Annotated in this window: 18 protein-coding genes and 1 tRNA gene; 13 read left to right on the top strand and 6 right to left on the bottom strand. The window is 69.0% G+C overall.

Going from position 1 to position 25,636, the window contains the following annotated elements; translation table 11 throughout:
* The first annotated feature begins 153 nt into the window (after nucleotides 1-153).
* Nucleotides 154-960, top strand: coding sequence for a lipid A-modifier LpxR family protein (locus tag ACR9FL_RS15380; RefSeq protein WP_436356242.1), 807 nt, complete (start codon nucleotides 154-156; stop codon nucleotides 958-960).
* A 3-nt stretch (nucleotides 961-963) separates the two neighbouring features.
* Here the strand turns inward: ACR9FL_RS15380 and ACR9FL_RS15375 are convergent, their stop codons facing one another.
* Nucleotides 964-2,727: a gamma-glutamyltransferase family protein gene (locus tag ACR9FL_RS15375; protein ID WP_436356241.1), complete on the bottom strand. Its 1,764-nt coding sequence runs from the start codon at nucleotides 2,725-2,727 to the stop codon at nucleotides 964-966.
* Between the two features lie 152 nt (nucleotides 2,728-2,879).
* Between ACR9FL_RS15375 and ACR9FL_RS15370 the strand changes: the two genes are divergently transcribed.
* From ACR9FL_RS15370 to ACR9FL_RS15335, 8 genes are all read left to right on the top strand, one after another.
* Nucleotides 2,880-2,956: transfer RNA gene (locus tag ACR9FL_RS15370), tRNA-Arg, on the top strand.
* A 517-nt stretch (nucleotides 2,957-3,473) separates the two neighbouring features.
* Nucleotides 3,474-4,130, top strand: coding sequence for a JAB domain-containing protein (locus tag ACR9FL_RS15365; RefSeq protein WP_436356240.1), 657 nt, complete (start codon nucleotides 3,474-3,476; stop codon nucleotides 4,128-4,130).
* Nucleotides 4,131-4,137: 7 nt separating this feature from the next.
* Nucleotides 4,138-5,076 carry a toprim domain-containing protein gene (locus ACR9FL_RS15360; RefSeq protein ID WP_436356239.1) on the top strand — a complete coding sequence of 313 codons (939 nt, stop codon included), beginning with the start codon at nucleotides 4,138-4,140 and terminating at the stop codon, nucleotides 5,074-5,076.
* 256 nt (nucleotides 5,077-5,332) lie between these two features.
* Nucleotides 5,333-7,240 (top strand): ParB/RepB/Spo0J family partition protein, encoded by a 1,908-nt coding sequence (locus ACR9FL_RS15355; protein WP_436356238.1) that lies wholly within the window; start codon nucleotides 5,333-5,335, stop codon nucleotides 7,238-7,240.
* A gap of 264 nt (nucleotides 7,241-7,504) precedes the next feature.
* The gene (locus ACR9FL_RS15350; protein ID WP_436356237.1) at nucleotides 7,505-8,008 is read left to right on the top strand and encodes a GcrA family cell cycle regulator; all 504 of its coding nucleotides are present in this window, start codon (nucleotides 7,505-7,507) and stop codon (nucleotides 8,006-8,008) included.
* A gap of 325 nt (nucleotides 8,009-8,333) precedes the next feature.
* Nucleotides 8,334-9,281, top strand: coding sequence for a DUF2493 domain-containing protein (locus ACR9FL_RS15345; RefSeq protein ID WP_436356236.1), 948 nt, complete (start codon nucleotides 8,334-8,336; stop codon nucleotides 9,279-9,281).
* Between the two features lie 318 nt (nucleotides 9,282-9,599).
* Complete coding sequence (locus ACR9FL_RS15340; RefSeq protein ID WP_436356235.1) at nucleotides 9,600-10,682, top strand: IS110 family transposase; 1,083 nt, start codon at nucleotides 9,600-9,602, stop codon at nucleotides 10,680-10,682.
* 549 nt (nucleotides 10,683-11,231) lie between these two features.
* Complete coding sequence (locus tag ACR9FL_RS15335; protein ID WP_436356234.1) at nucleotides 11,232-12,479, top strand: DUF3363 domain-containing protein; 1,248 nt, start codon at nucleotides 11,232-11,234, stop codon at nucleotides 12,477-12,479.
* A gap of 253 nt (nucleotides 12,480-12,732) precedes the next feature.
* Here the strand turns inward: ACR9FL_RS15335 and ACR9FL_RS15330 are convergent, their stop codons facing one another.
* From ACR9FL_RS15330 to ACR9FL_RS15320, 3 genes are all read right to left on the bottom strand, one after another.
* The gene (locus ACR9FL_RS15330; RefSeq protein ID WP_436356233.1) at nucleotides 12,733-13,986 is read right to left on the bottom strand and encodes a type II toxin-antitoxin system HipA family toxin; all 1,254 of its coding nucleotides are present in this window, start codon (nucleotides 13,984-13,986) and stop codon (nucleotides 12,733-12,735) included.
* Nucleotides 13,983-14,255 (bottom strand): helix-turn-helix transcriptional regulator, encoded by a 273-nt coding sequence (locus ACR9FL_RS15325; RefSeq protein ID WP_436356232.1) that lies wholly within the window; start codon nucleotides 14,253-14,255, stop codon nucleotides 13,983-13,985. The genes ACR9FL_RS15330 and ACR9FL_RS15325 overlap by 4 nt, the downstream gene beginning before the upstream one ends.
* A gap of 318 nt (nucleotides 14,256-14,573) precedes the next feature.
* On the bottom strand, nucleotides 14,574-15,482 hold the full coding sequence (locus tag ACR9FL_RS15320; RefSeq protein ID WP_436356231.1) for a HEPN domain-containing protein: 909 nt from the start codon (nucleotides 15,480-15,482) through the stop codon (nucleotides 14,574-14,576).
* Between the two features lie 426 nt (nucleotides 15,483-15,908).
* On the opposite strand from ACR9FL_RS15320, the gene ACR9FL_RS15315 reads away from it, so the two are divergent.
* The 4 genes from ACR9FL_RS15315 (at nucleotide 15,909) to ACR9FL_RS15300 (ending at nucleotide 22,973) form a co-directional block, all read left to right on the top strand.
* Entirely contained in the window at nucleotides 15,909-16,409 is a 501-nt protein-coding gene (locus ACR9FL_RS15315) for an RNA polymerase sigma factor (protein ID WP_436356230.1), read from the top strand.
* A gap of 1 nt (nucleotide 16,410) precedes the next feature.
* On the top strand, nucleotides 16,411-17,391 hold the full coding sequence (locus ACR9FL_RS15310) for a FecR family protein (RefSeq protein WP_436356229.1): 981 nt from the start codon (nucleotides 16,411-16,413) through the stop codon (nucleotides 17,389-17,391).
* Between the two features lie 110 nt (nucleotides 17,392-17,501).
* Nucleotides 17,502-20,435 (top strand): TonB-dependent receptor domain-containing protein, encoded by a 2,934-nt coding sequence (locus ACR9FL_RS15305; protein WP_436356228.1) that lies wholly within the window; start codon nucleotides 17,502-17,504, stop codon nucleotides 20,433-20,435.
* A 21-nt stretch (nucleotides 20,436-20,456) separates the two neighbouring features.
* Nucleotides 20,457-22,973, top strand: a complete 2,517-nt coding sequence (locus tag ACR9FL_RS15300; protein WP_436356227.1) for a prolyl oligopeptidase family serine peptidase — start codon at nucleotides 20,457-20,459, stop codon at nucleotides 22,971-22,973.
* On the opposite strand, the gene ACR9FL_RS15295 is transcribed toward ACR9FL_RS15300, so the two are convergent.
* The gene (locus ACR9FL_RS15295) at nucleotides 22,861-24,633 is read right to left on the bottom strand and encodes an asparagine synthase-related protein (protein WP_436356226.1); all 1,773 of its coding nucleotides are present in this window, start codon (nucleotides 24,631-24,633) and stop codon (nucleotides 22,861-22,863) included. The genes ACR9FL_RS15300 and ACR9FL_RS15295 overlap by 113 nt on opposite strands.
* 1 nt (nucleotide 24,634) lies before the next feature.
* Entirely contained in the window at nucleotides 24,635-25,273 is a 639-nt protein-coding gene (locus tag ACR9FL_RS15290) for a lasso peptide biosynthesis B2 protein (RefSeq protein ID WP_436356225.1), read from the bottom strand.
* Between the last annotated feature and the right edge of the window lie 363 nt (nucleotides 25,274-25,636).

The raw sequence follows: 25,636 nt of genomic DNA, 5'->3' as shown, positions 1-25,636 counted from the left end.
GGTTTCGTTTGAGCGGGACAGGATTGTGGCTTGAAAGAGGCCGTTGCAGTTCCCCCGCTTTAGTGCAGAGTGTGACTGTTAACGGCTTTGGGAGGGACCGTTGTGCGCGTAGAGGCTTGCCTCATTGGTGTTCTGATCGTCGTGGGCCTGCCCATGACGGCAAGCGCGCAGGCGATCGCTCCGTTCACCGGCTCCGTGGCCGCCAGGGGCGGCGAGGCCGTTCAGTTCGAGGACGCGGCCGCCCAACTGGACGCCGACATCGCCATGACCGCCGCGGACACGCCCTTCGGCGCGCCGCTCGCCTTGTCAGGATCGCCAGCCAGCCGCGAAGCCTTTGTCACCACCCGCAGCGAAGCCTGGTTCGCCGGCGACGGCTTCACCGACCGCCTGCGCGTCACCGCCAGGGGCGAGCCCCGCCGCGCCGACGGGGCGCCCGTGCCGCCGCGCGCGCTCGACGCCCGCACCTATGACGACGAAAGCTACGACGTCACCTATACGCGCGGCTGGGTCGCGGCTCAGGGCCGCACGGCCTCGGGCCTGGAAGTCTCGCTGACGCCCCACGCAGGCGTCGGCTTCGGCAGCGACGGCACGACGGCAGAGGCCGGCGCCACACTGAAGATCGGCGAGGGTCTGGATCGCCTGGCGCCCGACGGCGACGAGGCCTTTGGCGAACGGGCGCGCTGGTATGTCTACGCCGCCGGGTCCAAGCGCGCCGTCGGCTATAACTTCGCCCGCACCCGCGACGGCGACTTCGCCCGTTCCGGGATGAGCCACGACGAGGGCGCCTTCCTGGGCGATGCCTCAATCGGCGTGGCTTATCGCCGGGGCGCGCTGCAGGGATCGGTCGGCGTCGTCTATCGCGAGATCGAGGCCAATGGCATCAAGGCCTATGGCGGGATCAACACCGACGTGTCGGAAGGCCTGGTGGCCTTCCAACTGACGATCCGCCCCCGCGAATAGATCCTACTGAGATCGGGCCACGCCCTCGCGGCGGCTGTCGGCTCCGCCGTCCCAACGGCCGTTGCGCCACAGGGCGCCATGCAGGCCCGAGTTCTCCGACGTATTGGGCCGCAGCACGATGCCCCGCGCCGCCATGCCTTCCTGCAGGGCCTCGCTGAAGCCCTCGGTGTCGGCGCCGAAACCATCGCCCTTGGCCACGATATTGGGCAGGTCGAACGCCTCCTGAACCGGCAGGCCCCACCCCAGGGCCGCGATCAGGGCCTTGGCGTTATAGGCCAGGATGGACGAGCCGCCCGGCGAGCCCAGAGCCCCGACCAGACGGCCCTCGCGATCCATGAGGATGACCGGCGACATCGACGAGCGCGGACGCTTGCCCGCCGCCACGGCATTGGCCGCCGGCGTGCCGTCGGTCGCCGTCGGGACCAGGGAGAAATCGATCAGTTGATTGTTGAGGAAGAAACCGCCCGCCATCCGGCCCGAACCGAACAGGCTCTCGACCGTGGTGGTCATGCTGACGGCGTCGCCCTTGGCGTCGACAACGACGAAGTGCGAGGTGCCGGCCGGTTCACGCGTGGCGTCGGCGCCGACGCGCGGCGCGCCCGGCGGGGTCCCGAACGGCGCCGCACCGCGCAGGGCCGGGGCCAAGGCCGCGCGTTCAGCCACATAGGCCGGGTCCAGCAGACCCGCGACCGGCACCGAGACAAAGGCCGGATCGCCGAAATAGCGGTCGCGGTCGGCGTACATCAGCCGCTGCAGTTGGGCGAAGGCGGCCCAGGCCTCAGGACTAGCCGCCCCCTTGTCCAGATCCGGCGTCTGCTCGCCCATGGCCAATAGTTGCAGGATCGAGGCCCCGCTGGACGGCGGCGGCGGCACGCAGACCACATAGACCTTGTAGGGGCCGCAGACGGCCTCGCGCACCAGAGGGCGATAGGCGGCGATGTCGGCGGCGGTCAGCCCGCCCGGACGCGGCCCCTCGGCCACGGCGGCGGCGATCGCCTCGGCCAGACGCCCGGTTTGCAGGCCCGCCGCGCCTTCGCGCGCCAGGGTCCGCACCGTCTCGGCATAGGCGGGGTTCTTCAGCACGTCCCCGGCGACGTAGCGCGTGCCGTCCGCCTTGGTGAAATACTCCGTGGCCCAGCGGGTCTTGGCCTGCGGCGCATCGCTGCTGATCATCCCGGCCAGACGCGGGCTGACGACAAAGCCGTCCTGCGCCAGCTTCTCGGCGTCGCCGAACAGCTCGGCCCAGGGCAGAGCGCCATGCTGTTCCTGCGCCAGGGCCAGCATGGGCACCGCGCCCGGCGCGCCGGTCGAATGGCCGCTCAGCACCGCATCCACAAAGGCCAGCGGCCGCCCGTTCTCGTAAAACAGCTCCGGCGTGGCCGAGGCCGGCGCCATCTCGCGCCCGTCATAGACGGTCAGCGCCGCGCTCTCGGCGTCGTAGACCATCATGAAGGCGCCGCCGCCCAGACCCGAGGACTGCGGCTCGACCAGGCCCAGGACCGCCTGGATGGCGACGGCCGCGTCCACCGCCGACCCGCCGCGCGCCAGAATCTTCATCCCCGCCTCGACCGCCAGCGGATTGGCCGCCGACACGAAGGGGCCGCGCGCGGGCGCCTCAGCCGTCGTCGCAACCATTTCCACAGCCGTCGCCTCGACGACCGGCGCCGTGGCGCATCCCGCCAGCAAAACGGCGCCGACGGCCGCACTGGTCAGAATGAGTGAAATCTTGCGCCGAGGGTTCGACGTGGGGTTGGAATAGGCGCGCACGAAACGGCTCCTGCGGGGTTCAGGGAGAGGTTCATGCCTAGTGTCCCCGGCCCCAGAGTCCAAGCCTGCATTTTCTATCGGCATTTTCAGAAAAGCCGCTTGCCAGCCCCGGCCCCGCCCGCTAGATAGCCGCCCTGCCCGCAAGGCAGTGCGCGCCCGTAGCTCAGCTGGATAGAGCATCAGACTACGAATCTGAGGGTCGGACGTTCGAATCGTTCCGGGCGCGCCATTTTCTCCTACATTATCAATAGGTTTGATACACCGCCTTGGCGGTGGTTTCGGCGTTCATCGCGCTGGGGCACATATGGGGCACACTTGGCCTGAGTTGCCGCCTTCCAGCAGAGACCCACCGGCGTCGTTTGGCCGCCTGGCGCGCGCAGGCTTTTCATCAGATTTGAGCTGGCTGAAGCCGCAGGCTCGCCTACGCGTCCCATGAGCGGGACGCCTGAATGACCTGTCCGACTTCGCAGCATTCCCCTTGGGGCTGTTTCGCGACCGTGCGTGACGGCAGCGCAGTGATGCAGCCGGGCCTGCGGCCCTTGAACCGTTATCGATCCCGACGTTTCCACGCCCTTCAGGCGCTGTTCGAAAGCGTTTCCGGCCAGGCCAGGCGCCGTCAATGCACGTCGGGACTGCAGGGCGGCGCGGCGGATGAGGCCGGACGGGCGAGCCGGGCCCACGTCGCCAAAGGAAAAGGAAGGGTGGCTCGGGGCGCTCCAACAGGGAGCGCAGGCAGGAAGATTATCATGTCCAACCCAGCTGCAATTCCAGGCCAATCGCACCTCGCGCGCCCAGAGGTGTCGGACGAGCTCGACCTTCTCTCCGCCGTTCTTCGATGTGGAGCGTGTGTGGAGGGCGGTCGGGCCGCCGCCGCCGGGCTGCTCCGCGAGTTCGGAGGGTTGGCCGGGGTGTCGGCCGCCGATCCTTCAGCCCTGGCGCGCGCCGGTCTGACAGTGCGCGCCGCCGCTGAGATCGGGAGGGCCCGGTCCCTGGCGCTCGCCATGGCCAGGGCGGAAGCCTGTCGGCGACCTGTGCTGTCGTCCTGGACGGCGCTCATCACCTATCTCCGCGCCACCATGGCGCATGCGCCCCGCGAACAGTTTCGCGTCCTGTATCTCGACAAGCGAAACATTCTGATGCGCGAGGAACATCTGGCCCATGGGACAGTGGACCATGCACCGGTTTACGTGCGCGAAGTCGTGAGGCGTGCTCTCGAGATGTCCGCCTCGGCGATGATCCTGGCGCACAACCATCCTTCCGGAGATCCCACGCCCTCGCAGGCGGACATCGATATGACCCGACGGATCATCGACGCCGCCAGTGTCTTCGATATTCAGGTGCATGACCATGTCATCGTTGGGCGCGAGGGCAATCAGAGCTTTCGCGCTCTCGGTCTGATCTGAGGTCGTCATGACCCTTCACGCCATCGTCGCCGCCTTGGGCGGCGACCTCTATTCCGGGGGGCGACGCGCCAATGTGGCGGCTCCCGGACACAGTCGCGCTGATCGCTCAATCTCCCTGATGCTCGACGGCGATCATCTGGTGATCCACGGTTTCGGGTCGACGGACTGGCGCACAGTGCGCAGGCATCTGCAGAGCCTTGGTCTCGTCGACGCCCGAGGGCGTCTGACCGGTGACGGCGTCCCACCGTCTTCCCAGCCATTTTCCCGGGGGGATGACCCCCTGCTGTGTCCCTCTACGCGGCAGAGAATCGCGACGGCGCAGGCGATCTGGGGGCAGGGGCTGCGGCTGAATGACGGCGATCTTTGCCACCGCTATTTCCTGCGCAGAGGCGTCGATCTTCCGAAGGGCGTCACGGAACTGCGGCGACATCCTGACGCGCGAGTCGCCGTCTATCGGAACGCCGGACCGACCTGTCCGGCCCTGCTGGCCGCCGTTCGGGGCCCGGACGGCGTGCTGAGCGGGGTGGAGATCACCTATCTCGATCCCGACGGCAAGGTCGCGCGACGCCTTCGCCTGCCTCGCAAGACTGTGGGCGTCGTACCCCCGGGATCGGCGGTCCGTCTTTCGGCTCTGGATAGCCAGATGGTCGTGGGCGAGGGGGTGGTCACGACCCTGTCGGCCATGGCGCGGTTCGGTCTGCCGGGCTGGGCCCTGCTGTCAGCCGGCAATCTCGCCCGGTGGTCGCCGCCAGCGCCTGTGCGCCGTGTCCTGATCGCCGGCGATCGCGGTCGGGCCGGGGAGAGGGCGGCCCTGAACCTCATGGACCGGCTGAGGGTCATGGGGCTTGCAGCCTCGGTTCGGTTGCCGCCGCCTGGCTTCGGCGACTGGAACGACGCGGCGACCTGGAAAGGAGAGGAGGAAGGGCGGGACGGGGCGCCGGCATAGCGGGGATAAGCCCCGCCGACCGGCGGGAGAAGACCCATGACCCGTTCCGTTTCAAAAGCGCCCGCTTCGACGGCCCCCACGCAGACTCGCATCCAGGCCGTCGTGCGTCTGGGCGATCTCGACATCGCCCCCGAGAACCTTCGCCATGGCGAGGCGCCGGACGACGACATCCCGCAGCTGGCGGACACCATAGCCGCCGCCGGCCTCCTGCAGTTTCCGACCGTCCGGCCGGGGGCGGGGCGAAGACGCCGCCTACATGGTGCTGGACGGTCGCCGACGTCTGCTGGCCCTGCGGCTCCTGCGGGATGGCGGCTTCATCGACGACGATCATCCCGTCGAGGTCTTCGTCGAGACGGACCGGGCGCGCCAGGCCGCGGCGGTCGTCCTGACCAATACGGCCGTGCCCGTCCATGTCGCCGATGTCGTCGCCGCTATCGGCCGCATGCTGACGGCGCGTCTCGGCGTGAAGGCCATCGCCCGGGCTCTTGGCTATGGCGAGATTGAGATCCGGCGCCTGGCTTCCCTGTCGAAGCTCCCCGCCGTCGCCCTGGAGGCGCTCAAGACCGGCCGGATCACTCTGCGTCAGGCCAGGCTCCTTGCCCGGCTGAAGGACAAGGGTCAGCAGGTTGAACTGGCCCAGGCCGTTCTGGACGGCCAAGGCCTGCAGGAGTGGCGGATCCAGGAACAGCTTGGGGAGGGTCGCATCACCAACCGCGATCCCCGCTGCGGCCTCGTGACGCCCAAGCTCTATTCTACAGAGGGCGGTCGCACGGAGGCCGACCTGTTCGGGGAGCTGCCGCCGGTCCTGCTGGACCCGGAAGTCCTGACACGCGCCTGGCTCAAACGCGCGGCGGAGGTGGCGGCGCCTCTGGAGGCGGAGGGCCTGACCGTGCATCTCTGCGCGGGCGACCCCGACTCAGGCGACAAGGGGCCGGACCTGCCCGAGGATCTGGAGCAGCTCTACTACGCCTATGGCGGTCTTTCTGAGGCGGCGACCATCGTCTACCGCGCGGCGCGCGAACGCGCCCAGACGGCAGCCGAGGCCGTGGCGACGGTGGAGCCGGAGTCGCCCGACGAAGACGCCGCCGGGCGACTGGCGGCTTTCGTGCAGGCGCGGCTCGCCCAGGACCAGGCCGGCGCCGGGCAGCGGATCGCCACCGCCCTGGTGCTGAGGCCGTCGTTGCGGACCGGCGTCGAGGTCGAATGCTACGGACCGGCCGAGGAGGCTGAACCGGCCAGATCAGCGGCCGACGAGGCCGACGAGGTCGAGGACGCGACGGAAGAGCAGGGGCGACTTGTCCCTCGATGCGCCTATGCGCCGCCCCGCGCGGCGGCCCCGGCGCCCGAGGTCGAGGGCGTCAGCCATGTCCTGCATGCCACCCGTACGGACATGGCGACGCGGGGCCTGATCCGCGCCCTGGCGGACGCACCCGAGGTCGCTCTCACGGCCCTGGTCGCGCGCCTGTTCGGGACCGTGGCGGTCTGGCCGCCGGTCGGACGGTCCGAGACGGCGTTGGCGATCAGCGCCTCGGCCTTCAACCCGTCGGGCGGGCGCATCGTCGAGGCACTCGACGGCGCTGTGCGGGAACGCCTCGATGAGCGTCGTCGCGCCTGGGAGGCGTCGGGCATGACGATGATCGCCTGGGTCCATGCCATGGATTCGGCCGACCGGCTGGGCCTCCTGGCGGAGCTGACAGCCCTCAGCCTCGATCTTCGCGAAGATCGGACCAGTCTCGTGAGGAAGACGGCGAGGACCGAGGCCGCCGAAATCGCCGACCTCTGCGATGCGGACATTGCGCGTTGGTGGACGCCGGACGGCGCCTACCTGCGCCCGCATTCCCGGGAGCAGTTGCTGACCATGCTCGAGCGCATGGGGGCGGAAACCGATGCCGCCGCCCGCCTGAGGAAGGGCGACCTCGTCGCCTGGACGGAGGACCAGGCGAAGGCGCGCAACAGGGCCCCGGCCTGCCTGTCGTGGAGCCTGGCCTCCGAGGACGCTGCCGACGCAGGCGAGCGGCATGATGAGGGCGAGGCCATGAACGAAGACCCGGAGGTCGATAGCGAGGCCGACAGTGATTCGGCCTCGGGCGTCGGCGTCTTCGTGGTGACGCCGTCCGGTGAGGCGGCTCTGGTCGACGCCGTTGAGGGGGACGCGGCGGGCTGACCGGAGGGCCGGTTCCGTCGGTTGCGTCCGGCGGAACCGGTTCGGGGGAAGGAAGGAATGGGTCGGAGGGGCGCATACTAGCGATGCGGACTTTTCGGAAACGGGAGCGACCGTCCTGGACGGCGGTATCCGGTTTTGAACGGATCGACGATCTTCATCGGACCATCGGCCCGGCGCGCAAACGCCGGGCCTTCCTTGTGGTTGGGGGAAAAGGAAGGGCGGGCGCGGGCGAGCCGATTGGGCTTGCTGATCGAGAGCGCCGCCATGACCGCCGACATCTGGACACCTGAGAGAACTCAACAACTGACTGCCCTCTGGAAGGACGGCCGGACGGCCGCCTGGATCGCCGATGTCCTGGGACCCGGCGTCTCCCGCTGCGCCGTCCTGGGCAAGGTCTACCGCTTGGGCCTGGCGCGCGGTCCGGAGGACCGGCGCGTGCGCCCTGCGGCGCCGCCCCGGGCGACGCGGCGTCGGGAGGAGGTCGTCGCGTTTCGACCTGCGGCTCGCGAGCCCGGGCCGCCCAAAATCAGGGCGGCGCTTGCGCCTTCGGCGGCGATGATTGCGACGCCGTCCGACCCGACGACCACCATCCTGTTGGTCGGCGCCGGCCAATGCCGCTGGCCATACGGTCATTCCGGCGAGGCGGGGTTCGGCCTGTGCGGGCGGTCGGTCGCTCGCGGAGCCTTCTGCGCGGCCCATGCCGATATCGGCTATAAGAAGCCATCCTGCACGAGCGAGAGCCTGCTGAGAATGGTCGGCTTTGATTGAGGTTGGTCGCTGGTTCAGTGTGAAGGCCTATGTGGAGAAGGCGACGACGGCGCGGCCGTCGTCGCGACCCCGGGTGGCCGCATGGCCTCAGTGCTATCGGCGCGACGGCGCCGAAAGGCGTCCTCGTCCGAAGGGGGACGAGGACATGCCCCCACACAACGACTTCCCATCCTGACACGTCACCCCGGCCGTCAACGGCTTCGCCGTTTCCCTTCGCGGCCCTCAAGAGGAGGCCCGCTGCGGTGACTGCCGGGGGCCCCGACGTGGCCAGGGATGGGGTCGTTGCGCATGGGGCGCTTCGGCGTTTCAGAACTGGAATAACACCATGCACAGCTCGAACCCCGACTTCATCACGACCTTCGCGCCGAAGTCAGACACCGCCTTCGACGACCTGGCCGCTGCGCTGGGCGATCAGCGACCGCAAGCCTTGGACGAAGCCTTGGTCCAGCTCGGGCGAGCGCTCATGACCGAACTGCTGGACGTGATCGCGGACACGGCTCTGGAGGACTTTCAGACCCTGCTTGGCGAAGCCCTGATCGGCGCCTTCCATTCGGCGGCCGGGCGGATCGAACGGGACGCCGACCGGGCGCGCGATGTGATGCGGCGGCTCGACCGCGACTTCGATGGCTCGGAAGCCGCGGACGTTGAACTTCAGGAGGCGACCGCCAAGGCCCGCGCGGGAGACGCAGCGACGCAGGCGGCGGAACGTATCCGGGATGCGGCCTCCGAGGCATGGACGGTTTCCACTGGCGAGGTCTGGACCGCCTGGCGAGGCAGTCGCCGGGGGAGCTTCCTGACGGCCGCCCAACTGGAAGCCAAACAGGCCATACGCGCGCTTCGCGATCGGCGGGCGGGAGACGCGCATCACGCAGGACCGGTCGTGGCCTTCCGGGGCGCGCCATCGGCGGATGCGGCGGAGGACGCGGCGCGCATCTTCGACGCCCTCAACTGGGCGCTGGCGGAGTGGCCGGACATGGCGCTCGCGACGACCGGGGCAAAAGGGGCGGAGAAGCTGGCGATCCGATGGGCCCATCAGAAAGGGGTGACGCTCATCCTGGCCCGGGCCGACTTCGACACCCACGGCAAGGCGGCACCCTTCAGGGCCAACGACGACCTGATCGCGCTTGAGCCGACCTGCTGCCTGACGCTGGCGAGATCGCTCGACGAGGGGCGGTCGGCGGATGGACGACCGTTCGGGCCTGCGCTCAACCTCGGGCAGAAGGCGATGGAGCAGGGCGTCCGGCATCTGGCGGTTCGGTCGCGGCCGCACTGACGGAACAAGGGGCGCTGTGGCGTTTGATCCAACCCGCTCGGCTTCGGCCGGGCGGGCTTTTTTCATGTTGTCCGGACGGCATGGTCGATAGCGGCGTGTGGCCCAGGTTTGAGGCGAGTCTCTTTTTGCGAAGCTTTGATCAGGTGTCGGCGGTGTTGTCGGCGATGTCTGGAAATCTGCGGAAAGGGGCTCATTGCCGGTGTAATCGGGCCGGCTCGTCTCTCGCCTGAAGCCTCGCCCAGACACCGCATCCCGTCCGTGGACGTTGTCGCCGTTGCGGGCGCACCGCCGCGACCCGCTCAACGGCGGAGAGGGACGATGACGGAACACTATGCGGGCCTGGACGTGGGCGTGGCCGAGACGGCGATCTGCATCGTCGATCTGAAAGGCGAGGTGCGGCTGGAGACGACGGTGGCGACCGAGCCGGACGTCATCGCTCAGGCTCTGGCGCCGTGGCGCGCCACGCTGCGACGGGCCGGGCACGAGGCCGGGGCGCTGTCGCCGTGGCTGCAGCCGGCGCTGAAAGACCTGGGCGTGCCGGCGACCTGCCTGGAGACCCGCCATGTGCGGGCGGCGTTGGCGGCCCAGCGCAACAAGACCGACGCGACCGACGCCCTGGGGCTGGCCCACCTGATGCGCACCGGCTGGTACCGGACCGCCCATGTGAAAACCGAGGCGGCCTACCGGCTGCGGCTGCTGCTGATCCAGCGCCGCAACCTGAAGCGCAAATTCCTCGACCTGGAAAACAGCATCCGTCACTCGCTCAAGAGCTTCGGCGTCAAGCTCGCCAAGGTCGGCCGGGGCGCGTTCGACCAAGCCGTTCGCGACGCTTGCGCCGACGATCCGCTGACCGCCGAGCTGATGGACTGCATGCTGATCGCGCGCGCGGCCCTGTGGACCCAGTACCTCAAGCTGCACGCCCTGACGGTGCGGGTCGTAGCCCAGGACGAGGTGTGCCGGCGCTTCATGGCCATCCCCGGGGTGGGGCCGATCGCGGCGCTGACTTTCCGCACGGCGGTCGATGATCCGATGCGGTTCAAACGATCCCGCGACGTCGGCGCCTACTTCGGCCTGACCTCCAAGCGCTGGCAGTCGGGCACGTCGATCGACATCCAGGGCCGCATCAGTAAGGCGGGCGATCCTGATGTCCGACGCGCCCTCTACGAGGCGGCCTCGGCGATGCTGACCCGCTACAAAGGGCGCAGCGCGCTCAAGAGCTGGGGCGAGACCATCGCCAAACGCTGCCATAAGAAGGCGGTCGTCGCCGTGGCCCGCAAGCTCGCCGTGATCATGCACGCCATGTGGCGCGACGGCACGGTCTACGCTGATGCGGTCGAGACCGGCGTCGCCGACGGCGGGGCGACCGCCAAGGAATGCAAACTGCTGGGCGTCTACGCATGATGCGGCGCCCTGACTGAAACCCCGCCGCCAGGTCCGCCTGACCGCGATTGAGATCCGCCCCGGCGGATGAGGACTGATGCAGACCAGGAAAGCGGGAAGCACGATATCTTGCCTGTGGCCGGAGCAATCCGGACCACGCCGGAGTGCCTGTGATGCTGCCCCGCGAGACCGATGCCGACATGCGCCGCGACGGATCCAGAACCGCTCAGTCGGTCGAGACCCCGCCGTCGATGAGCGCGGAAGAGTGCACGGCGCATCAGGACTCGATGTCCGGACCGATCTCCCCGCAGGCCGCGCGGACCCGATCTCGCCGGGGGCGGGCGCGTCTTCACCTCGGTCCATCAAGGGAATACAATATCCATCAGGAGAACGTCATGAAAACGAGCCCCAGAATGTCCCCGATTAAGAGGGCAAGATAAAAGAGGGGTGTGCTCGCTTCGCTTTTATCGTTTTCTATCCGCCATCTAGCGATGGCGCCTGACCGGCTTCGTGACTTGTGACGACTTGCGGCGGACGGACGCGTTATCGCATCGAGAAGGAGGTCTCGCCATGTCCGTGCGTGGCGCCATGCAGGGTCGAATGTCCGACTTGATCGGACCTCCCGATGATGAGCTTGACGTTCGTCTCGCCGTCGCCCTGAAACGGGATGGTTCGGTCCGGACGTCGATGTTGAAGCGGCTCTCCTCGTCGATGCGCTTCAGCTATGGCGCCAGGGCAGGCGTGCTGAAGTCAGCGGCCAGGCGATCCGGCAGCGCCTTCCGCGTGGACGTGCGTCAGCGAGTCATCGTCAAGGCCCTGGTGTCGCGCCACATGGGCAAGGGGGCGGCGCGCGGGGCGGGGCTCGCCGCCCATGTCCTCTATCTCGGTCGTGACGGAGCCGGCTGTGAAGGGGAGGCAGGGACCTTTTTCGATCGGCAGGTCGATGTCGTGGACGGTACCGAGCGGACCCGGGACTGGGCCGAGCACCGTCATCACTTCCGTTTCATCGTCTCGCCGGAACATGGCGACCGGATCGCCGATCTGCGCGATTATACCCGCGACGTCATGGGCCGGGTCTGCGCCGACCTCGGCGAGCCGGAACTGCCCTGGATGGCTGTCTGTCACTATGACACCGACCAGCCTCACGCCCATGTCCTCATGCCGGGACGGCGGGGGGATGGACGCGATCTCGTCATTCCCCGCGACTATGTCGCCTACGGCTTCCGGGCGCGGGCCCAGGAGGCGGCGCAGGAGCGGATCGGCGACCTGTCCCGGCTCGATGCAGAACGGCGCGTCTGGCGCGAGACCCAGAGGGACGGATTCACCGGCCTCGACCGGCGGCTGATGGCGTCGATGGACGGAGAGGGAATGGTCGAGGACGCTGTCGGCGGCAAGAGCGCCTGGGCGGCTTTGAAGCGAGGGCGGCTGGCCCATCTGGAGGCTCTTGACCTGGCCGAGCGTCACGGGCGACGTTTCAGGCTGGATGGCGACCTGGAGGGCAGGCTGCGGCGGCTGCAGATATCCAGGGACGTCATCCGGACGATCAACCAGCGACGGCTGGAGACGGGAAGGACTGCTGAAATCTTCCGGGAGGGCAGGGTGACCGGGAAGGTGGTCAGGGTGGGTTTCCATGACGAGCTCGGCGCCTCGCCCTTTGTGGTGGTGAGGGATGTCCATGGCGTGGAGCACTACGCGCGGCTGGCGATGAGGAGGGGGCTGCCTTCGGTCGGCGCGCAGGCGACGCTCGGGACCGGCGCCCAGGGCATGACTCAGGTTGTGGGTAGAGCGGTTCGACTGCAGGCGGGGATGGAGCTGTAGGCGTGACGCGCAGGGGCCGCCAAGCGCTATGTGTGGGAGGCTCGCCGTGGCCGCAGCGGTCGCCGACCGCCCGAAAGATCGTCCGCCAATACGGCTGGAGCTGCATCAAGCCTCGGAAGAATTCTTCAAGCTATGCTTGGACATCTGCCTGAGCCTCTCGATCGCCCTGAGTACTATGACGTTCCGTTAAACAGGCTCACTGAGGAACGACGGGGCGCGCGAGATCCTGATCACCCGGCAGAGCCAGATAGAACTAGGCGAAGAAGCGCGCAGCCACCGTCCCAAGGGCCGTACTGATCTCGGCTTTTGACGTCCTTGTGACCCCGGCCTCGTCAGCGAACCGCAACCAGCCGTCCACTGCAACCCGGACCTCTTCGATGACCGACTTTATCGTGGCGTCCGATAGACCGTGCCGTCGCCCGAGGGTCTGGACCTGTGAGCGGGTCGGATTGCGACCCTCGCCCTCGATGTCCAGATAGTGCTCTCCCCCAGGTCCCGCCGAGTAGGTGAGATCGTAGGCTGGGGCGAGCCGCCACTCGCCGCCGGCATCCATCAGATAACTGTGCTGCCGCGTGTGATCATCGCGATTGCTGGCTAGCACATTAAAGACCATTCGACGGAAGGCCGCGAGCAGATCGTCCGCATGGCGCGTGATGGCCAGCGTAGCCCGCAGGAACAGATCGTAGCTCGACGGTAAGCGCCAGGGCGCTTCGATCGCACCGCTTAACGAGACCATATGCAAGCGTCGCCCCGGATGCGGTCGGTCGAACCGTTTCGTCGCAAAATAGCCGTGCCCCGTCTTGGAGGGCATAAGGCGATAGGGAGCCATCTCTAGCCCTGCCGCGATGGCCATGGCTGCATAGGCCACCTCAATCGGTCCAATGTCGGGCGGGTCATTCGTCGCGGCGAATTTGACGATCCAGGACTCGTGATCGGGAGCCGTCTCACCCTCCGACACGGAGATGCGGCCCGCACCATCAAACCCTACATGAACCTTTGGCCGGGCGCCGCCAGACCCGCCGGCCAGGGTGGCTAGGGTGGCCGCAAGCTCGCCCTCGTGACCGGCAAGGATGGCCACGGATTCAGCAGCGAGAGCATCCAGGTCGAGGCTCTCGACTTCCGGCGGCGGGGCCGTCGCCGGCAAGTAGGTCAAGGCTCCACGTCCCTGATCGCCCACTAGCGCCAGACGGTCCAGCGGACTCAAGCTGTCGATATGCCGTCCGAGCTTGGCGAGGCGCCGGCGCATGACAAGATAGCCCCACCCCTCCGGCAGGCTGTCGGACAGGAAACCGTGGAGGCCTTCAAACTCCCGCCCGCGGGCAGTATGAAGGCCTGCCTCGGGAGGATAAAGCAAGCCAGAGATCGGCAACGCCGCGGCGATCGCCTCGCTGGACCATTCCAGTTGGGCCAGGCCTGCGGCCATGGCCAATCGGCCAATGGGCATGGAGCCCGCCATGTCGTCGAACGTCAGGCTAGCGGTCAGTGCGGTTCCGGGCGCCAGCTTCATGATTGATGCGACTTGCGCGCGCGCACCCGAACAGGCGACGTCGCATTGGCGGCCTGATGTTTAAGGAGGTCATCAAGGCTCGTAGCTGCCGGTGGTGGAAAAAGCGCTTCGAGACCGCTCTCGCATCGCAACGCCACGGCCGACTTGATCACATCCTCAAGCGAGGCCTTTCCCTCGTTTTCCAGCCGCCGCCAGGTTCGATAGGCAATGCCGGCGCGCTGCGCTGCATCCTGCTGGGTCCAGCCCAAGGCGACGCGACGGGCCTTCAATCGCTCAGCTAGGGTCTGCTGTATTTCCAGTGGCGTTTTTAGCATAGGCCACATATGGCCAATTAGAGGATAAAATGCAAACTAACTGTCCATATATGGACAGTTATAGATAGGGTGGAGCATGAAGCATCGACCGGCCATGAGGGGGCGGCGCGGAGGTCGAGGTCGTCGAAGGCGATGGCCGGGGTTTCGACATCCGGGTCTCCACGACGAGAACACTGAATCCCTCTGCGTGAGCGCCGACAGCCAAACCGGGGACTTGCGGAGTCTATCCCTGGCGGCGCCGCCGGATTCCGATAAGCAGAGCTTTGATGGCGATCAGGCGTCGGACATCAGGGCGGCGATCCGTTCGCGGCAGACTTGGTCGACCACATCGCGCAAGCGCTTCACATGATCCGTCAGCCAGGCCAGGTCCTCGGGGCTGAGGTCGTACTGTTCGGAGTAGCGGGCTTCTACGTAGGCGCGCTTGAGCAGTTCGAAGCGGCGCCTTTCCAGCTTCTGTTCGCGCGGCCAGGCGTCGACGAGGAGGCGGTCCATGGACTCGGCCTGGGAACGCAGGAACTTGATGTTGTGGGAGCGCGGGAAATAGAAGGCGTGGACCAAAAGGAAGCAGGCGTAGGCGCGCTCAGTCGCTTGATGCAGCAGGAAGGCGGCGTCTTTTCGGTTGCCGCGTTCAATGTAAAATTCAGCGCCAGCCAGCGCTTCGGAAATCTTGTCGTTCCAGGAGGACTGATAGCGCTCGGCCATCTCAACCGCCTGTTGCGGGGTGAGGGGCTTGGGCGCGGCGAAGGGGTGGCCGGGGAGGGCGTGCAGGGCGATGCCGTCCTGGATGACGCCGGTCCAGAAATACTGGCCCTGGCTGAGGCCCAGGTTCACCTCGGCCATGGTGTGGACGATGACGTTGACGATGCGGCCGATCGTCGGGTCGCGCTCGATGCGGTCCTCGGCCATGTGCCAGTAGTGGGCGGTTTCCGTCAGCTTCTCGTGACTGACGATGACCAGGATGTCAAAGTCGGACTGGTAGCCGGTGTCCGGCGCATCGACCCAGTCCTCGCGGGAATAGGAACCGAAGAGGATGATCTTGAGGATGCGGCCGTCGCGACGCCAGGACTGGGTCGGGCCGCCGCCGGCATGGATGGCGCGGTCGAATTCTTCGAGCAGGATCGTCTTGATCCGCTCCAGTTCGCGCTGCTGCCGCTCGGGCAGGTGATCCAGGTCGATCTTCATGATTTGGAGTCTAGCACGGGCAAGCGTTGCGGCCAGTCCCTGGGGCGAGGAGAGGCGTCCGCCCGGAAAGGTGAGAAGTCATGGCTGTTGTCATGGCCGACGCCCTTGGCGCGTGAGCGCTTGGACACGGCGGCGGCGATCCGGGCGGACGGTGGTATCTATCCTGAGGCGGAGGGGTTTCGCAAACCTCCGGGTTGCGCGCGGGGCGGGATTGTCCGAGACTCCTGATGCGCCCGTGGGGCGTCGAGGCGTGAGAACCTCGGTTGAGCTGTTTCTGCTATAGACGACGTTCCGGTGCTCCGGCGTGGCGAACGCGTATGTCCAGGCTCCCGTACTGCGGGGGCTAAAGGCGCTCGCGCGTGTCTCAATCACGTTCTCAACACCCGGCATCGGCCGGGTCCGCCTCTGGTTTCTGGAGGCGGACCCGTGTCGGATCGGACAGGAGAACTGGAGCGGAGGCGGGAAGGCGGCCTGGCCGACCTCTATCGCCGTCATGCGCCCTGGCTCGTGCGCCGTTTGCGCGGGCGGTTCGGGGAGGAGGGCGAGGATCTCGCCCAGGACACCTGGCGCAAGATGGCCGCCGCCTATGGCGACGGCCGGGGCGTCCGGCATCCACGGGCCCTGCTGATGATGGTCGCCGGCCGGCTGGCCTCGGACAGCGCGGCCAAGCGGGCGCGCCGCGAGGCTCTGGTCGAGGGGCGGCTCGCGCCCGAGGCCGAGGGGGCGGAGGCGGCCCAGGAGGCGGCGGTCCTGCTGGAGGAGTTGATCCTCGGCTTGCCAGACGACCTGCGCAGTGTCTTTGTAATGTCGAGGTTCGGCGGACTGAACAATGCGCAGATCGCCGGGCGCCTCGGTATGAGTCCGAAGACTGTTGAGTGGCGGATGACCCGGGCCCTGGCCCACCTCACCGCCCAGCTGAGACGCTAGCATGGGGCGCCAGATGACCGGGCCGACCCGACAGGTTGAGACGGCTGAACTTGAGGCGGCGGCATGGCACGCCCGCCTCGGCGCGCCTGAGGTGGACGGCGCCACGATCGAGGAATTCTTCGTCTGGCGCTCAATGCCGGTCAACGCCGAGGCCTACCGGCGCGTCGAGAGCGTGTGGAAACAGTCCGGAACGCTTCAGGCCTCCCCAGCCATCCAGGCCGTGCTGGACGAGGCCATGACCCAGGGGCCGGCGCGGTCGCGGCGCGGCCGCGGCCGGGTCTGGGCCCTCGGGGGTCTTTCGGCGGTCGGCGCGGCCTTGGCTTTGGGCGGGTTCGCCTGGTGGTGGACCGAGGCCCGCCCCCTCTATGCGACCGGAGTGGGCGAGCAGAGGCTGGTGCAGCTGGCGGACGGCTCGTCTGTGCGGATCGACACCGACTCCCGTCTGCGTGTGCGCTTTTCCGGCGATGAACGCCGGATCGAGTTGATCAGGGGGCAGGCCCTGTTCGACGTGGCGCCCGACGCCGCCCGGCCCTTCGTCGTGGCGGCGGACGGCGCACGCGTGGTCGCGGTCGGCACCGTCTTCGACGTGCGGCGCGACGCCGCCGGCCTGCGCGTCACCCTGGTGGAAGGCGTGGTCGACGTGGCGGGGCCGGCCGGCCAGACCCGGCGGATGTCGGCGGGCCGGCAGGCGCGGATCGGCGCGGCCGGGGTCTCGACGCGCGAGGTGGATACGCGCTCGGAGACCAGCTGGACGGAAGGGCGGATCGTCTTCGTGGACGCTCCCCTGGACCAGGCCGTGGCCGAGGTGAACCGCTATCTCACCCGGCCCGTTCGGCTGGCGTCAGGCGGGGAGGCGGCGGTGCGGGTCAACGGCTCCTTCCGCATCGGGGATCGCGAGGCCTTCGTGGCTGCAGCCTCGGGCGCCCTGGGGCTCAGGGCGACGCCCGAGGCGGACGGGGCCGTGACGCTTTCGACGCCCTGACCGGATGGACGTTCGAGGGCGGGTTGAAAATTAATCGACCCAGGCTCCGGGGTGGTCCCGAGCTGGTGCGGTCTCTTTCCCTGACGCGAGGGGCGTCAGGGAGACAATGAATGCAAGATCGAGCTTTATGGGCGGGCGCGGCGGCCTGCGTCATGGTCATGGCGGCGGTGCCGGCGACAGCCCAGGCGGTGCGCGCCTATGAGATTCCGGCCGGGTCGCTCCGGGACGTCCTGAACCGGTTCGCGGCGGCGTCCGACCAGCAGATCTTCTTCGAGGGCGCCCTGGTGGAGGGCCGGACATCGCCGGGCCTGCGAGGACGTTTCACCCGCGACCAGGCCTTGCAGCGCCTGCTGGAAGGCACGGGGCTGGACTGGCGGGAGCCGCGGCCCGGCGTCCTCTATCTGCGCCGTGCGGCTGCGGCGGCGGCGGCGGAGCTTCCGGCGACGGAGATCGACGACGTCGTGGTGACCGGCAGTCTTCTGCGTCAGGCCGGGCCTCCGGTCTCCCCGGTGATCACCCTGGGCCGCGATGCGCTCGACCGGCGGGCTGAAGCCACGGTGTCGGAAGTCCTCGCCGGTCTTCCGCAGAACTACGCCGGGGCGGGGACGCCTCTGGTCCAGGGGGCGGGCTCCGACCGGGCCGGTTCCAACTCCGTCTACGCCACGGGCCTCAACCTCCGGGGGCTGGGGCCGACCTCGACCCTGGTCTTGGTCAACGGCCGCAGGCTGGCGGGCTCCGGCTTCCGGGCCGAGTTCGCCGACGTCTCGGCGCTTCCGTCCGCAGCGGTGGAGCGGGTCGACGTCCTGCTGGACGGCGCCTCGGCCCTCTACGGCGCGGACGCGGTCGCCGGCGTGGTCAACATCATCATGCGGCGCGCCTTCGACGGCCAGGAAAGCCGGGTGCGGGTCTCCGCGGCCCGGGGCGGCGCCGAGGACCTGGTCGCGTCTCACCTGGCGGGGCGAAGCTGGTCGGGCGGCGCTGGATATCTGTCGCTCGAATACCAGAAGACCAACCCCTTCAGCAGCCTGGACCGGCCCTATACGGCGGACGGGGACCTGCGCCCTTACGGCGGGACGGACCATCGCCTCCTCTACAGCGGCCCCGGCAACCTGCTGGCCTTCAACCCGGCGATCGGCGGCTATTTCGCCAGCCACGCCATCCGCCCTGGGGCCTCGGGACGGGCCGAAACCCCGGCTGACTTCCTGGCCGGCGGGGCCAATCGCCAGGCCCTCAACCTCGGGGCGGACCTGACCCCGGCGATCGAACGCTACAGCGCCTATGGACGGGTGTCGCAGTCGCTGGGCGATCGCCTCGACCTGTCGGCGGACCTTCGATACTCCCGGCGCGTCTCCACCCTGACCGGAGGCGGGAGCGCGGGCATCTTCTCGGTGTCGGCGGCCAATCCCTGGTTCGTGTCGCCGACCGGGGCGGCCGCCCATCTTGTCGGCTATTCCTTCATCCGCGACATCGGGCCCTCGCGGCAGGAGGGACAGTCGGAGAGCATCGGCGGGACTATCGCCGTCAAATACCAGCTGCCGGCGGACTGGAGCCTCGACGCCTACGCCGCCCTGGCTCAGGAGCGGGGATCGCTGGCCAGCCGGAACCGGGTCAACAACCGCTTCGCCAACGAAGCCCTAGGAACCCTGCCAGACGATCCCGCCACCGCCTTCTCGGCAATGCGGGACGGCTATCTCAACCTCTTCGGGGACGGGCGCGCCAATAGCGCGGCGGTCCTCGACTTCATCTCGAGCGGCTATGCGGAGGCCCATGACCGGAGCCGGGCCGGCGGCCTGAACCTGATGGCCGAGGGGCCGCTCTGGACCCTGCCGGGCGGCGAGGTCCGGCTGGCGGTCGGGGCGCAGTGGCGCGCCGAGGGCTTCGAGACCGGGACCCGCACCCTGTTGGCCACCGTGGCTCCGGCGGTGGCCGAGACGCCTGAGCGAACCCGGGAGTCCGCCGCCGTCTTCGCCGAGATGCGCCTGCCCCTGGTCGGGGAGGCCAACGGCCGGTCGGGCCTGAGGCGGCTCGACCTCTCTCTGGCTGGGCGGCTGGAACGCTATGACGACGTCGGCGACACCGCCAACCCGCGCATCGGCCTGGCCTGGGCGCCGACCGCCGACCTGACCTTCCGCACCACCTGGGGAACCTCCTTCCGTGCGCCCTCCCTGCCCCAGGTCCACAGCGAGGAGGGGGCGTCGGGCATCTTCCTGGCGCGTCCGGATGGGAACCAGACCCTGTCGCTCATGGTCTATGGCGGCAATCCCGACCTCAAGCCCGAGACTGCCGACACCTTCACCGCCGGCTTCAACTGGCGGCCGGGGCGGCTGCAGCTGGATCTCAGCTATTTCGACATCCGCTTCACCGACCGCATCGCTCAGCCCGTAGCTGAGAACCCGACCGGAGCCCTGATCGATCCGGCCCTGGCCCCCTTCGTCAGGCCCATCTCTCCCGGCACGAACGCGGCCGACCTGGCCCTGATCCAGTCCTATGCGGGCCTGCCCGGCTTTCCCGCCACCTATCCGCTGGAGACCTATGGCGCCATCGTCGACATGCGCTGGGTGAATACTGGGGCGGTCAAGGTCCGGGGCCTGGACCTCGAGGCGCGCTATCCGCTGCGGGTCGCTGACGGGGAGTTGATCCTGGAAGCCGCCGGGTCATGGCTGCTCGACTATGATGACCAGCCGACCCCGACCTCAGCGGTGCGGAACGTCGTCGGCCTGACCGGCTATCCTGGACGGCTGCGATCCCGGGCGGGCGGCGTCTGGTCCCGGGGACCCTGGTCCGCCGGGCTGCACTGGAGCCATTCGGCGCCGGGCCGGGACCGGCTGGGCGTGAGAGTGGGGGCCTGGGACAGCCTGGACGGGCGCATCGGCTGGTCCCCCGCCGGCGGTTCGGCGGCCGGGCTGGGGCTGGCGCTGACCGTCCAGAACCTCCTCGACGAAGACCCGCCCTTCCACGACGCCGCCTCCGGCTACGGCTTCGATCCGGGGCAGGGCAATCCGTTCGGCCGCGTCGTCGCCCTCCAGCTGATCCGACGCTGGTAGGCGGCGATGATGATTCGAACCATGAGGCGCCTCTTCGGCGCTGCGGCGGCCTTCGCCTGCCTGGTCTGCCTCCCGCCGCAAGCCCTGGCGGACAGGGACCTCTCGGTCGACGACATCGTCGCCCTGGAGGGTTTCGGGCGGGCGACCATCGCCCCGTCGGGCCGCTGGGCCGTCTATGAGAAGCGGGGCGCCTACGACACCATTCCCCGCTACGACTATGTCCAGCGTTCGACCTGGACCATCACCGACCTCTGGCGCGTGGATCTGCAGTCGGCCGCGCCGCGTCCGGAACGCCTTCTGCCCGACGAGCCCCTGGGCCTGCTGAGGGGCGACTGGTCGCCTGACGGCTCGCGCCTCACCGTTTTCCGGTTCAGGGAGGATCGCTATGAACTCGGCGTGGCCGACGTCGCCGCCCGGCGCGTGAAATGGACGGGGCTGACGCCGGAGCTTCCCGGGAAGGGGGCGCCGATTCACTGGACGCCCGAGGGAAGGCTGATTGTCGCCATCCGGCCGGACGGCAGCCTGCCCGCCCTCTTGGCCCACGCCGGCGCGCCCCAGAAGAAGACCAGCGAAGCCTGGCGACGCACGTCGGAGGGGCGCGCCCCCTCGCGGACGGTTCTGGATACGGATAAGGGCGTGCCGGTCCCGGAGACCCGACCCCCCGAGAACCGTCTGGTTGAACTGGAGGTCGAGACAGGGCATGTTCTGAGGACCCTGTTCACCGGGACGGTGACGGATGTCGTCCTGTCGCCGGACGGGCTTGCCCTGGCGGTGCTCGCCGGCGCCGAGGCCCTACCCCTGGGGAACCCGGTCGTCCAGTTCGACGAACCCTTCCGGCAGAGGCTGAGGCTGATCCGTCTGGCCGATGGTCGCGAGATCCGGCCGGAAGCCCCGCTGGACGTGGGCGCCCAGATGCTCCGCTGGTCGCCTGATTCAAAGGCCTTGCTCTTCTGGGCGCGGGAGGACGACCAGGTCTGGGAGAGGGGCGGCCTGCGGTCGATGGACCTGGACGGGCGTTTGCGGTCCTGGCCGTCGGATCTGGACCTGGGCGGCGACGCCAATATCCTGCGCGGCGTCCGGGCGGAATGGCTCGACGGGGCGCCGGTCGTCTACGGCAAGGCCCCCGACAGCCGTCGCCAGGACTGGCATCTTCTCGACGGGAGCGGGGGGAGCCGCGCCTTGACGACAGCGCTTGAGACGGCTCCCTATCAGCTGGCGGCGGCCCCGGGAGACGGAAGCCTGAGGCTGTTCGCGGACGGGGGTTATTGGCGGATGGACGCTCGCGACCTGCGTCGCCTGAGCCCGTCGCAAACGACCCTTCGCCCCGTCATGGTCATAGATTCCGAACGCCCGCGCCGGGTGATCTGGGATACGCCTCGGCGGACGTCGGCCGCCGCCCTCGCGGGAGGCCAAGTCGTGGTGGCGAGCGACGCCGGGCTGGAGACGGTGGGTGCCGCCGGGGACGGGGACACCCAGATCCTGGCCGCGTCGCCGGACGCGGTCCTGGTGCTGGAACGTGAGGAGATGGTGGAGACCCTGCGCCTGAGGCGTGGAGGGGAGGATGTGGCCCTGGACGTCGTGAACGAGGCCCGCGCCGACGTGAGCCTGATCCAGCCGGAATGGCTGGACCATGCCGACGGCCTGGGCGAACCCGGCCGGAGCACCCTCTTCCTGCCGCGCGGACCGGCGAAGGGTCTGATCGTCTCCGTCTACCCCGGCTATGTCGACGACGGCGGCTGGTACGGTCCGCTCGTGCTGACCTACAACGTCAGGGCGGCTGTTCTGGTCGGGGCGGGTTACGCCGTGCTCCATCCGGCCATGCCCTACGACCGGCCGGGAACCCGGAGCTGGGCCTTTTTCGAGACCTCGATCGACCGGGCGGTGGACGCGGTCTTCGCGGCCCATCCGGAACTGCCGCGGAACCGGACGGCCATCTTCGGGCACAGCTTCGGCGGCTATATCGGGCTGGCGGTGGCGACCCGGTCGAAGCGCTACGAGTCCTATATCCTGTCCTCGGCCCCCACCGACCTTTTCGCCCACTGGGGCGAATTCTCCCCGCCCACGCGCATCCTGCCGGAGAATGGAATGACCCTGAACATGCAGCAGGGATGGGTCGAGACGGGTCAGGGCGAGACCCACGCCACCCCCTGGGCGGCGCCCGAGGTCCTCATGCGGGAGAGCCCCTGGCTCAAGGCGGACCAAATAGGGGCGCCCGTCCTTCTGCTGACGGCGGACATGGACTTCGTGACCCTGTCGGGGTCTGAAAAGGTGTTCAGCGCCATGGCTCGGCTGGGCGGTCGGGCCCGGCTGGTCACCTATTGGGGCGAGCATCACGCCCGCTGGAGCCCGGCCAATATCCGGGACCAGTACGACCAAATCTTCAGCTGGCTCGAAGAGACCTTGCCGCCGGCGACGGCGGAGGTCGTCACTTCGGTCGCCGCATCGGTCCCAGAGACGACAGGCGACCCTCCCAGGTCCGCACCCAGCCCTCATAGGCCGCCGCCGCCAGGATCGCCGCATAGCGGCCGCGCCAGATGAGGCTGTCGCGCGTGAGAAGGCGATCCGCAGCCTCGGGATCGATCACCTCCAGGTCGGCCAGGCGGCCGTGGATCAGCCAGGGGCGCAGGAAGTCCAGGTTGTCGAGGATGAGCTTGCCGTAGAGCCGGCTCATGTCGCCCTTTGACCGCCGTTCGAGGATCTCGGGCGGCAGGCGGTCGCGGAAGGCGTAGCGGGCCAGGCCGCGATCGCGACCGTCAAGGGCGAGGATGGCGGACGGGGTGGCGAGGCAGGTCTCGACGACCGGCTGGGCGCAGAGCGGATGACGGACGTCGATCGCCTCCGTCAGCCGCGACGGTCCGTGACGCGAGATGTTGTCGGTCACGCCGGCGATTTGCATGGCCTTGGCGGGCCCGAACTCAGCGCAGCGGCGACGCCACTGGGCCAGCGCGGCGCCCCCCGGGTCGGGCGCAAGCAGGCCGTCGTCGCGTTCGGGGGCCGCCGCGACGCCTCGCCATGCCCGTCGCGCCTCGGCAACCAGCGTCCAGAGGGATTTCTCGCTGGCCATGGCGATGGCCCGCGCCCGGCGGGACAGGAGGGCCGACCAGCCTTGGCTGAACCTGAGGTCGGAGAAGACGTCGCCGCCCGCGCCCTGCATCAGGACGGAGTCTCCGCCCTTGCCGGTCATGAGGGCGCGGGCCCCCACGGCCTGCAGCTGTCGGACCCATTCGAGATCATGGGCCGTGTCGAGGGCGGCGAGACCCGGTCGGAAGCCGCCGTTGACGGACTGGTAGAGCGCGGCGCTCAAGGAGGCGGTGCGGTGCGGCACGCGCAGCGGCGTCACGCCAAGATGTTGGGACAGGGGCGTGACCCAGCGCGCCTCGTCGGATTCGGGGGTGACGCCATAGGCGTTGAGCCAGAGCCGGATATCGAGGGCGGGCGTCGCCACCAGGCAGGCGGCCACCAGGCTGGAATCCAGCCCGCCGGACATCTCCGCCGCCAGAGGGCCCGGGAGGCCGGCGAGGCCTTCGACGGCCTCCTCGAGGGCGCTGCGGAGCCGGTCGGCCGCCGGATCGACGGCCTGGCGGGGATCGAGACTGGCGCGGGCGAAGTCCGTCGCCGCCCAGAGGCTGACGGCGGGGCGGTCCAGGGGAAGGGGCTGCAGGGCGCCGGGAGCGACGGCGACGGGCCCGTCCAGGAGGAGGGCGCCCGCCGCCAGCTGGGGACTGCGGAGCGCGGCCGCGACGCGATCGATGTTGATGCGCCATCCCGGCCGGGCGCAGGCGATCAGCCAGTCTGGCGCGGACGAGGCGATGATGAGCAGGTCGTCCTGGGACCAGGCGACGCAATCCAGGGCGCCCGAAGGGTCGCGGAGGACGGCGTCCGGTCGGCCTCGTCCGTCGAACCGTACGCCGACATAGCGACCCCAGAGACGGGCCAGCATCTTGCGTTCATAGGGCCAGGCGGAATCGTCGTGACGCGGAAAGACGGGTCGCCGGCGATCGAAGACGTCGCCCACCAGCGTCCATCCGCCGACATCGCGGACACGGGGCGGAGACGCGCCGGACAGGCCGATCCAGGCCGCGGGGTTGAGGTCCGAAAGCGACAGGCCGGCCGCGATGGCGGCGGACCGGAGCGTCGAGGCGGCGGCCGTCGCCCGGGGGGCGTCCGTCAGGCGGCAGACCAGGAGGTAGTCGCCCATCCTAGACCGCCCTTATGGGGGTATAGCCGCGCACCCGGTCCAGCACATCCCCGACCACCAGATCGCCGATCTGAATCCAGCAATGCGCGGCGAAGGGCCAGGTGCGCACGCCGAAGACCCAGACCGGGGCGAAACCCTCGTGATGCAGCAGGCGTCGCAGTCCGTAGGCGCGATGCAAGCATTCCCCCTCGAAGGGGATGAAGGGGGCGACGAGGCGGGCGGCGCCGATCAGCCGGGACAGCCGCGCCTCGTCGGGCGCAGCGGCGCCGGCGGTCGGGGCGAGGGGGGCGGAGAGCGACGACAGGGAATAACTGTGAAAGGCGGCGGTGGCGGCGGCGAGGACCAGGCCCGCCCTCAGTCCTGCGCCGACGCCGGGGGCGGGGTCCGGCTGGATTTCGCGACGGGGCGGCGGGACGACCGCGCGCCGGGCGGGCGCCGAATGCGACGCGAGGCCGGCGGCGACCAGGGCGTCTGCGAGCCCGGCGTCGTCGACCTCCAGCCTTCCGTCGGGCCTGGGGTCGATCCCGGCGGCGGCGTCGACCAGGCATTCATACCGGTCGGCGGCGAGGTCCAGGACCACTACGTCCTCGAAGACCCGGACCATGGAGACGTTTTCGGCGCACCAGAGATCGCTTGTCATCACCCCTCCTTCCGGGAGCGGCGGACGGCGAGGCGTCGCCGTCCGCCTGACCGGGTTCAGCCGATCTGCGTCCGGCTCGGGAAGACGAGCATCTCGACAAAGATGCCGGGAAGGCTGTCGCGGGTGAGGGTGCGGGCCGGACCGAGGTCTAACCGGCTCAGTGTCAGAGTCTGCATAGGGGTCTCTCCTGAAGAAAACAGCCACGGGCGTGGCGGGGTCAGTGAGCGCCTGCGGGGCGGGGATACGAAGTGATATCCGGCGCATATCCGAAAGCGACGGCTCGTCTTCGGCCGATGGGCTCCCGGCTCTGGATGACGAGCATCTCGACATAGAGGCCGCAGTTGCAGTCACGGGTGAGGCGCC

The organism is Brevundimonas sp. CEF1 (assembly GCF_051353055.1).
Lineage (GTDB): Bacteria > Pseudomonadota > Alphaproteobacteria > Caulobacterales > Caulobacteraceae > Brevundimonas.
The sequence above is the reverse complement of the archived record's forward strand: the minus strand, read 5'-3'. Positions and strand labels throughout refer to the sequence as shown.

Bases quoted from the DNA above. Each gene is read 5' to 3' on its own strand.
- ACR9FL_RS15305 (WP_436356228.1), top strand. From the start codon at position 17,502: ATGCAAGATCGAGCTTTATGGGCGGGCGCGGCGGCCTGCGTCATGGTC.
- ACR9FL_RS15365 (WP_436356240.1), top strand. From the start codon at position 3,474: ATGTCCAACCCAGCTGCAATTCCAGGCCAATCGCACCTCGCGCGCCCA.
- ACR9FL_RS15320 (WP_436356231.1), bottom strand. From the start codon at position 15,482: ATGAAGATCGACCTGGATCACCTGCCCGAGCGGCAGCAGCGCGAACTG.
- ACR9FL_RS15310 (WP_436356229.1), top strand. From the start codon at position 16,411: ATGGGGCGCCAGATGACCGGGCCGACCCGACAGGTTGAGACGGCTGAA.
- ACR9FL_RS15330 (WP_436356233.1), bottom strand. From the start codon at position 13,986: ATGAAGCTGGCGCCCGGAACCGCACTGACCGCTAGCCTGACGTTCGAC.
- ACR9FL_RS15345 (WP_436356236.1), top strand. From the start codon at position 8,334: ATGCACAGCTCGAACCCCGACTTCATCACGACCTTCGCGCCGAAGTCA.
- ACR9FL_RS15355 (WP_436356238.1), top strand. From the start codon at position 5,333: ATGGTGCTGGACGGTCGCCGACGTCTGCTGGCCCTGCGGCTCCTGCGG.
- ACR9FL_RS15335 (WP_436356234.1), top strand. From the start codon at position 11,232: ATGTCCGTGCGTGGCGCCATGCAGGGTCGAATGTCCGACTTGATCGGA.
- ACR9FL_RS15290 (WP_436356225.1), bottom strand. From the start codon at position 25,273: ATGACAAGCGATCTCTGGTGCGCCGAAAACGTCTCCATGGTCCGGGTC.
- ACR9FL_RS15380 (WP_436356242.1), top strand. From the start codon at position 154: ATGACGGCAAGCGCGCAGGCGATCGCTCCGTTCACCGGCTCCGTGGCC.
- ACR9FL_RS15350 (WP_436356237.1), top strand. From the start codon at position 7,505: ATGACCGCCGACATCTGGACACCTGAGAGAACTCAACAACTGACTGCC.
- ACR9FL_RS15340 (WP_436356235.1), top strand. From the start codon at position 9,600: ATGACGGAACACTATGCGGGCCTGGACGTGGGCGTGGCCGAGACGGCG.
- ACR9FL_RS15300 (WP_436356227.1), top strand. From the start codon at position 20,457: ATGAGGCGCCTCTTCGGCGCTGCGGCGGCCTTCGCCTGCCTGGTCTGC.
- ACR9FL_RS15295 (WP_436356226.1), bottom strand. From the start codon at position 24,633: ATGGGCGACTACCTCCTGGTCTGCCGCCTGACGGACGCCCCCCGGGCG.
- ACR9FL_RS15360 (WP_436356239.1), top strand. From the start codon at position 4,138: ATGACCCTTCACGCCATCGTCGCCGCCTTGGGCGGCGACCTCTATTCC.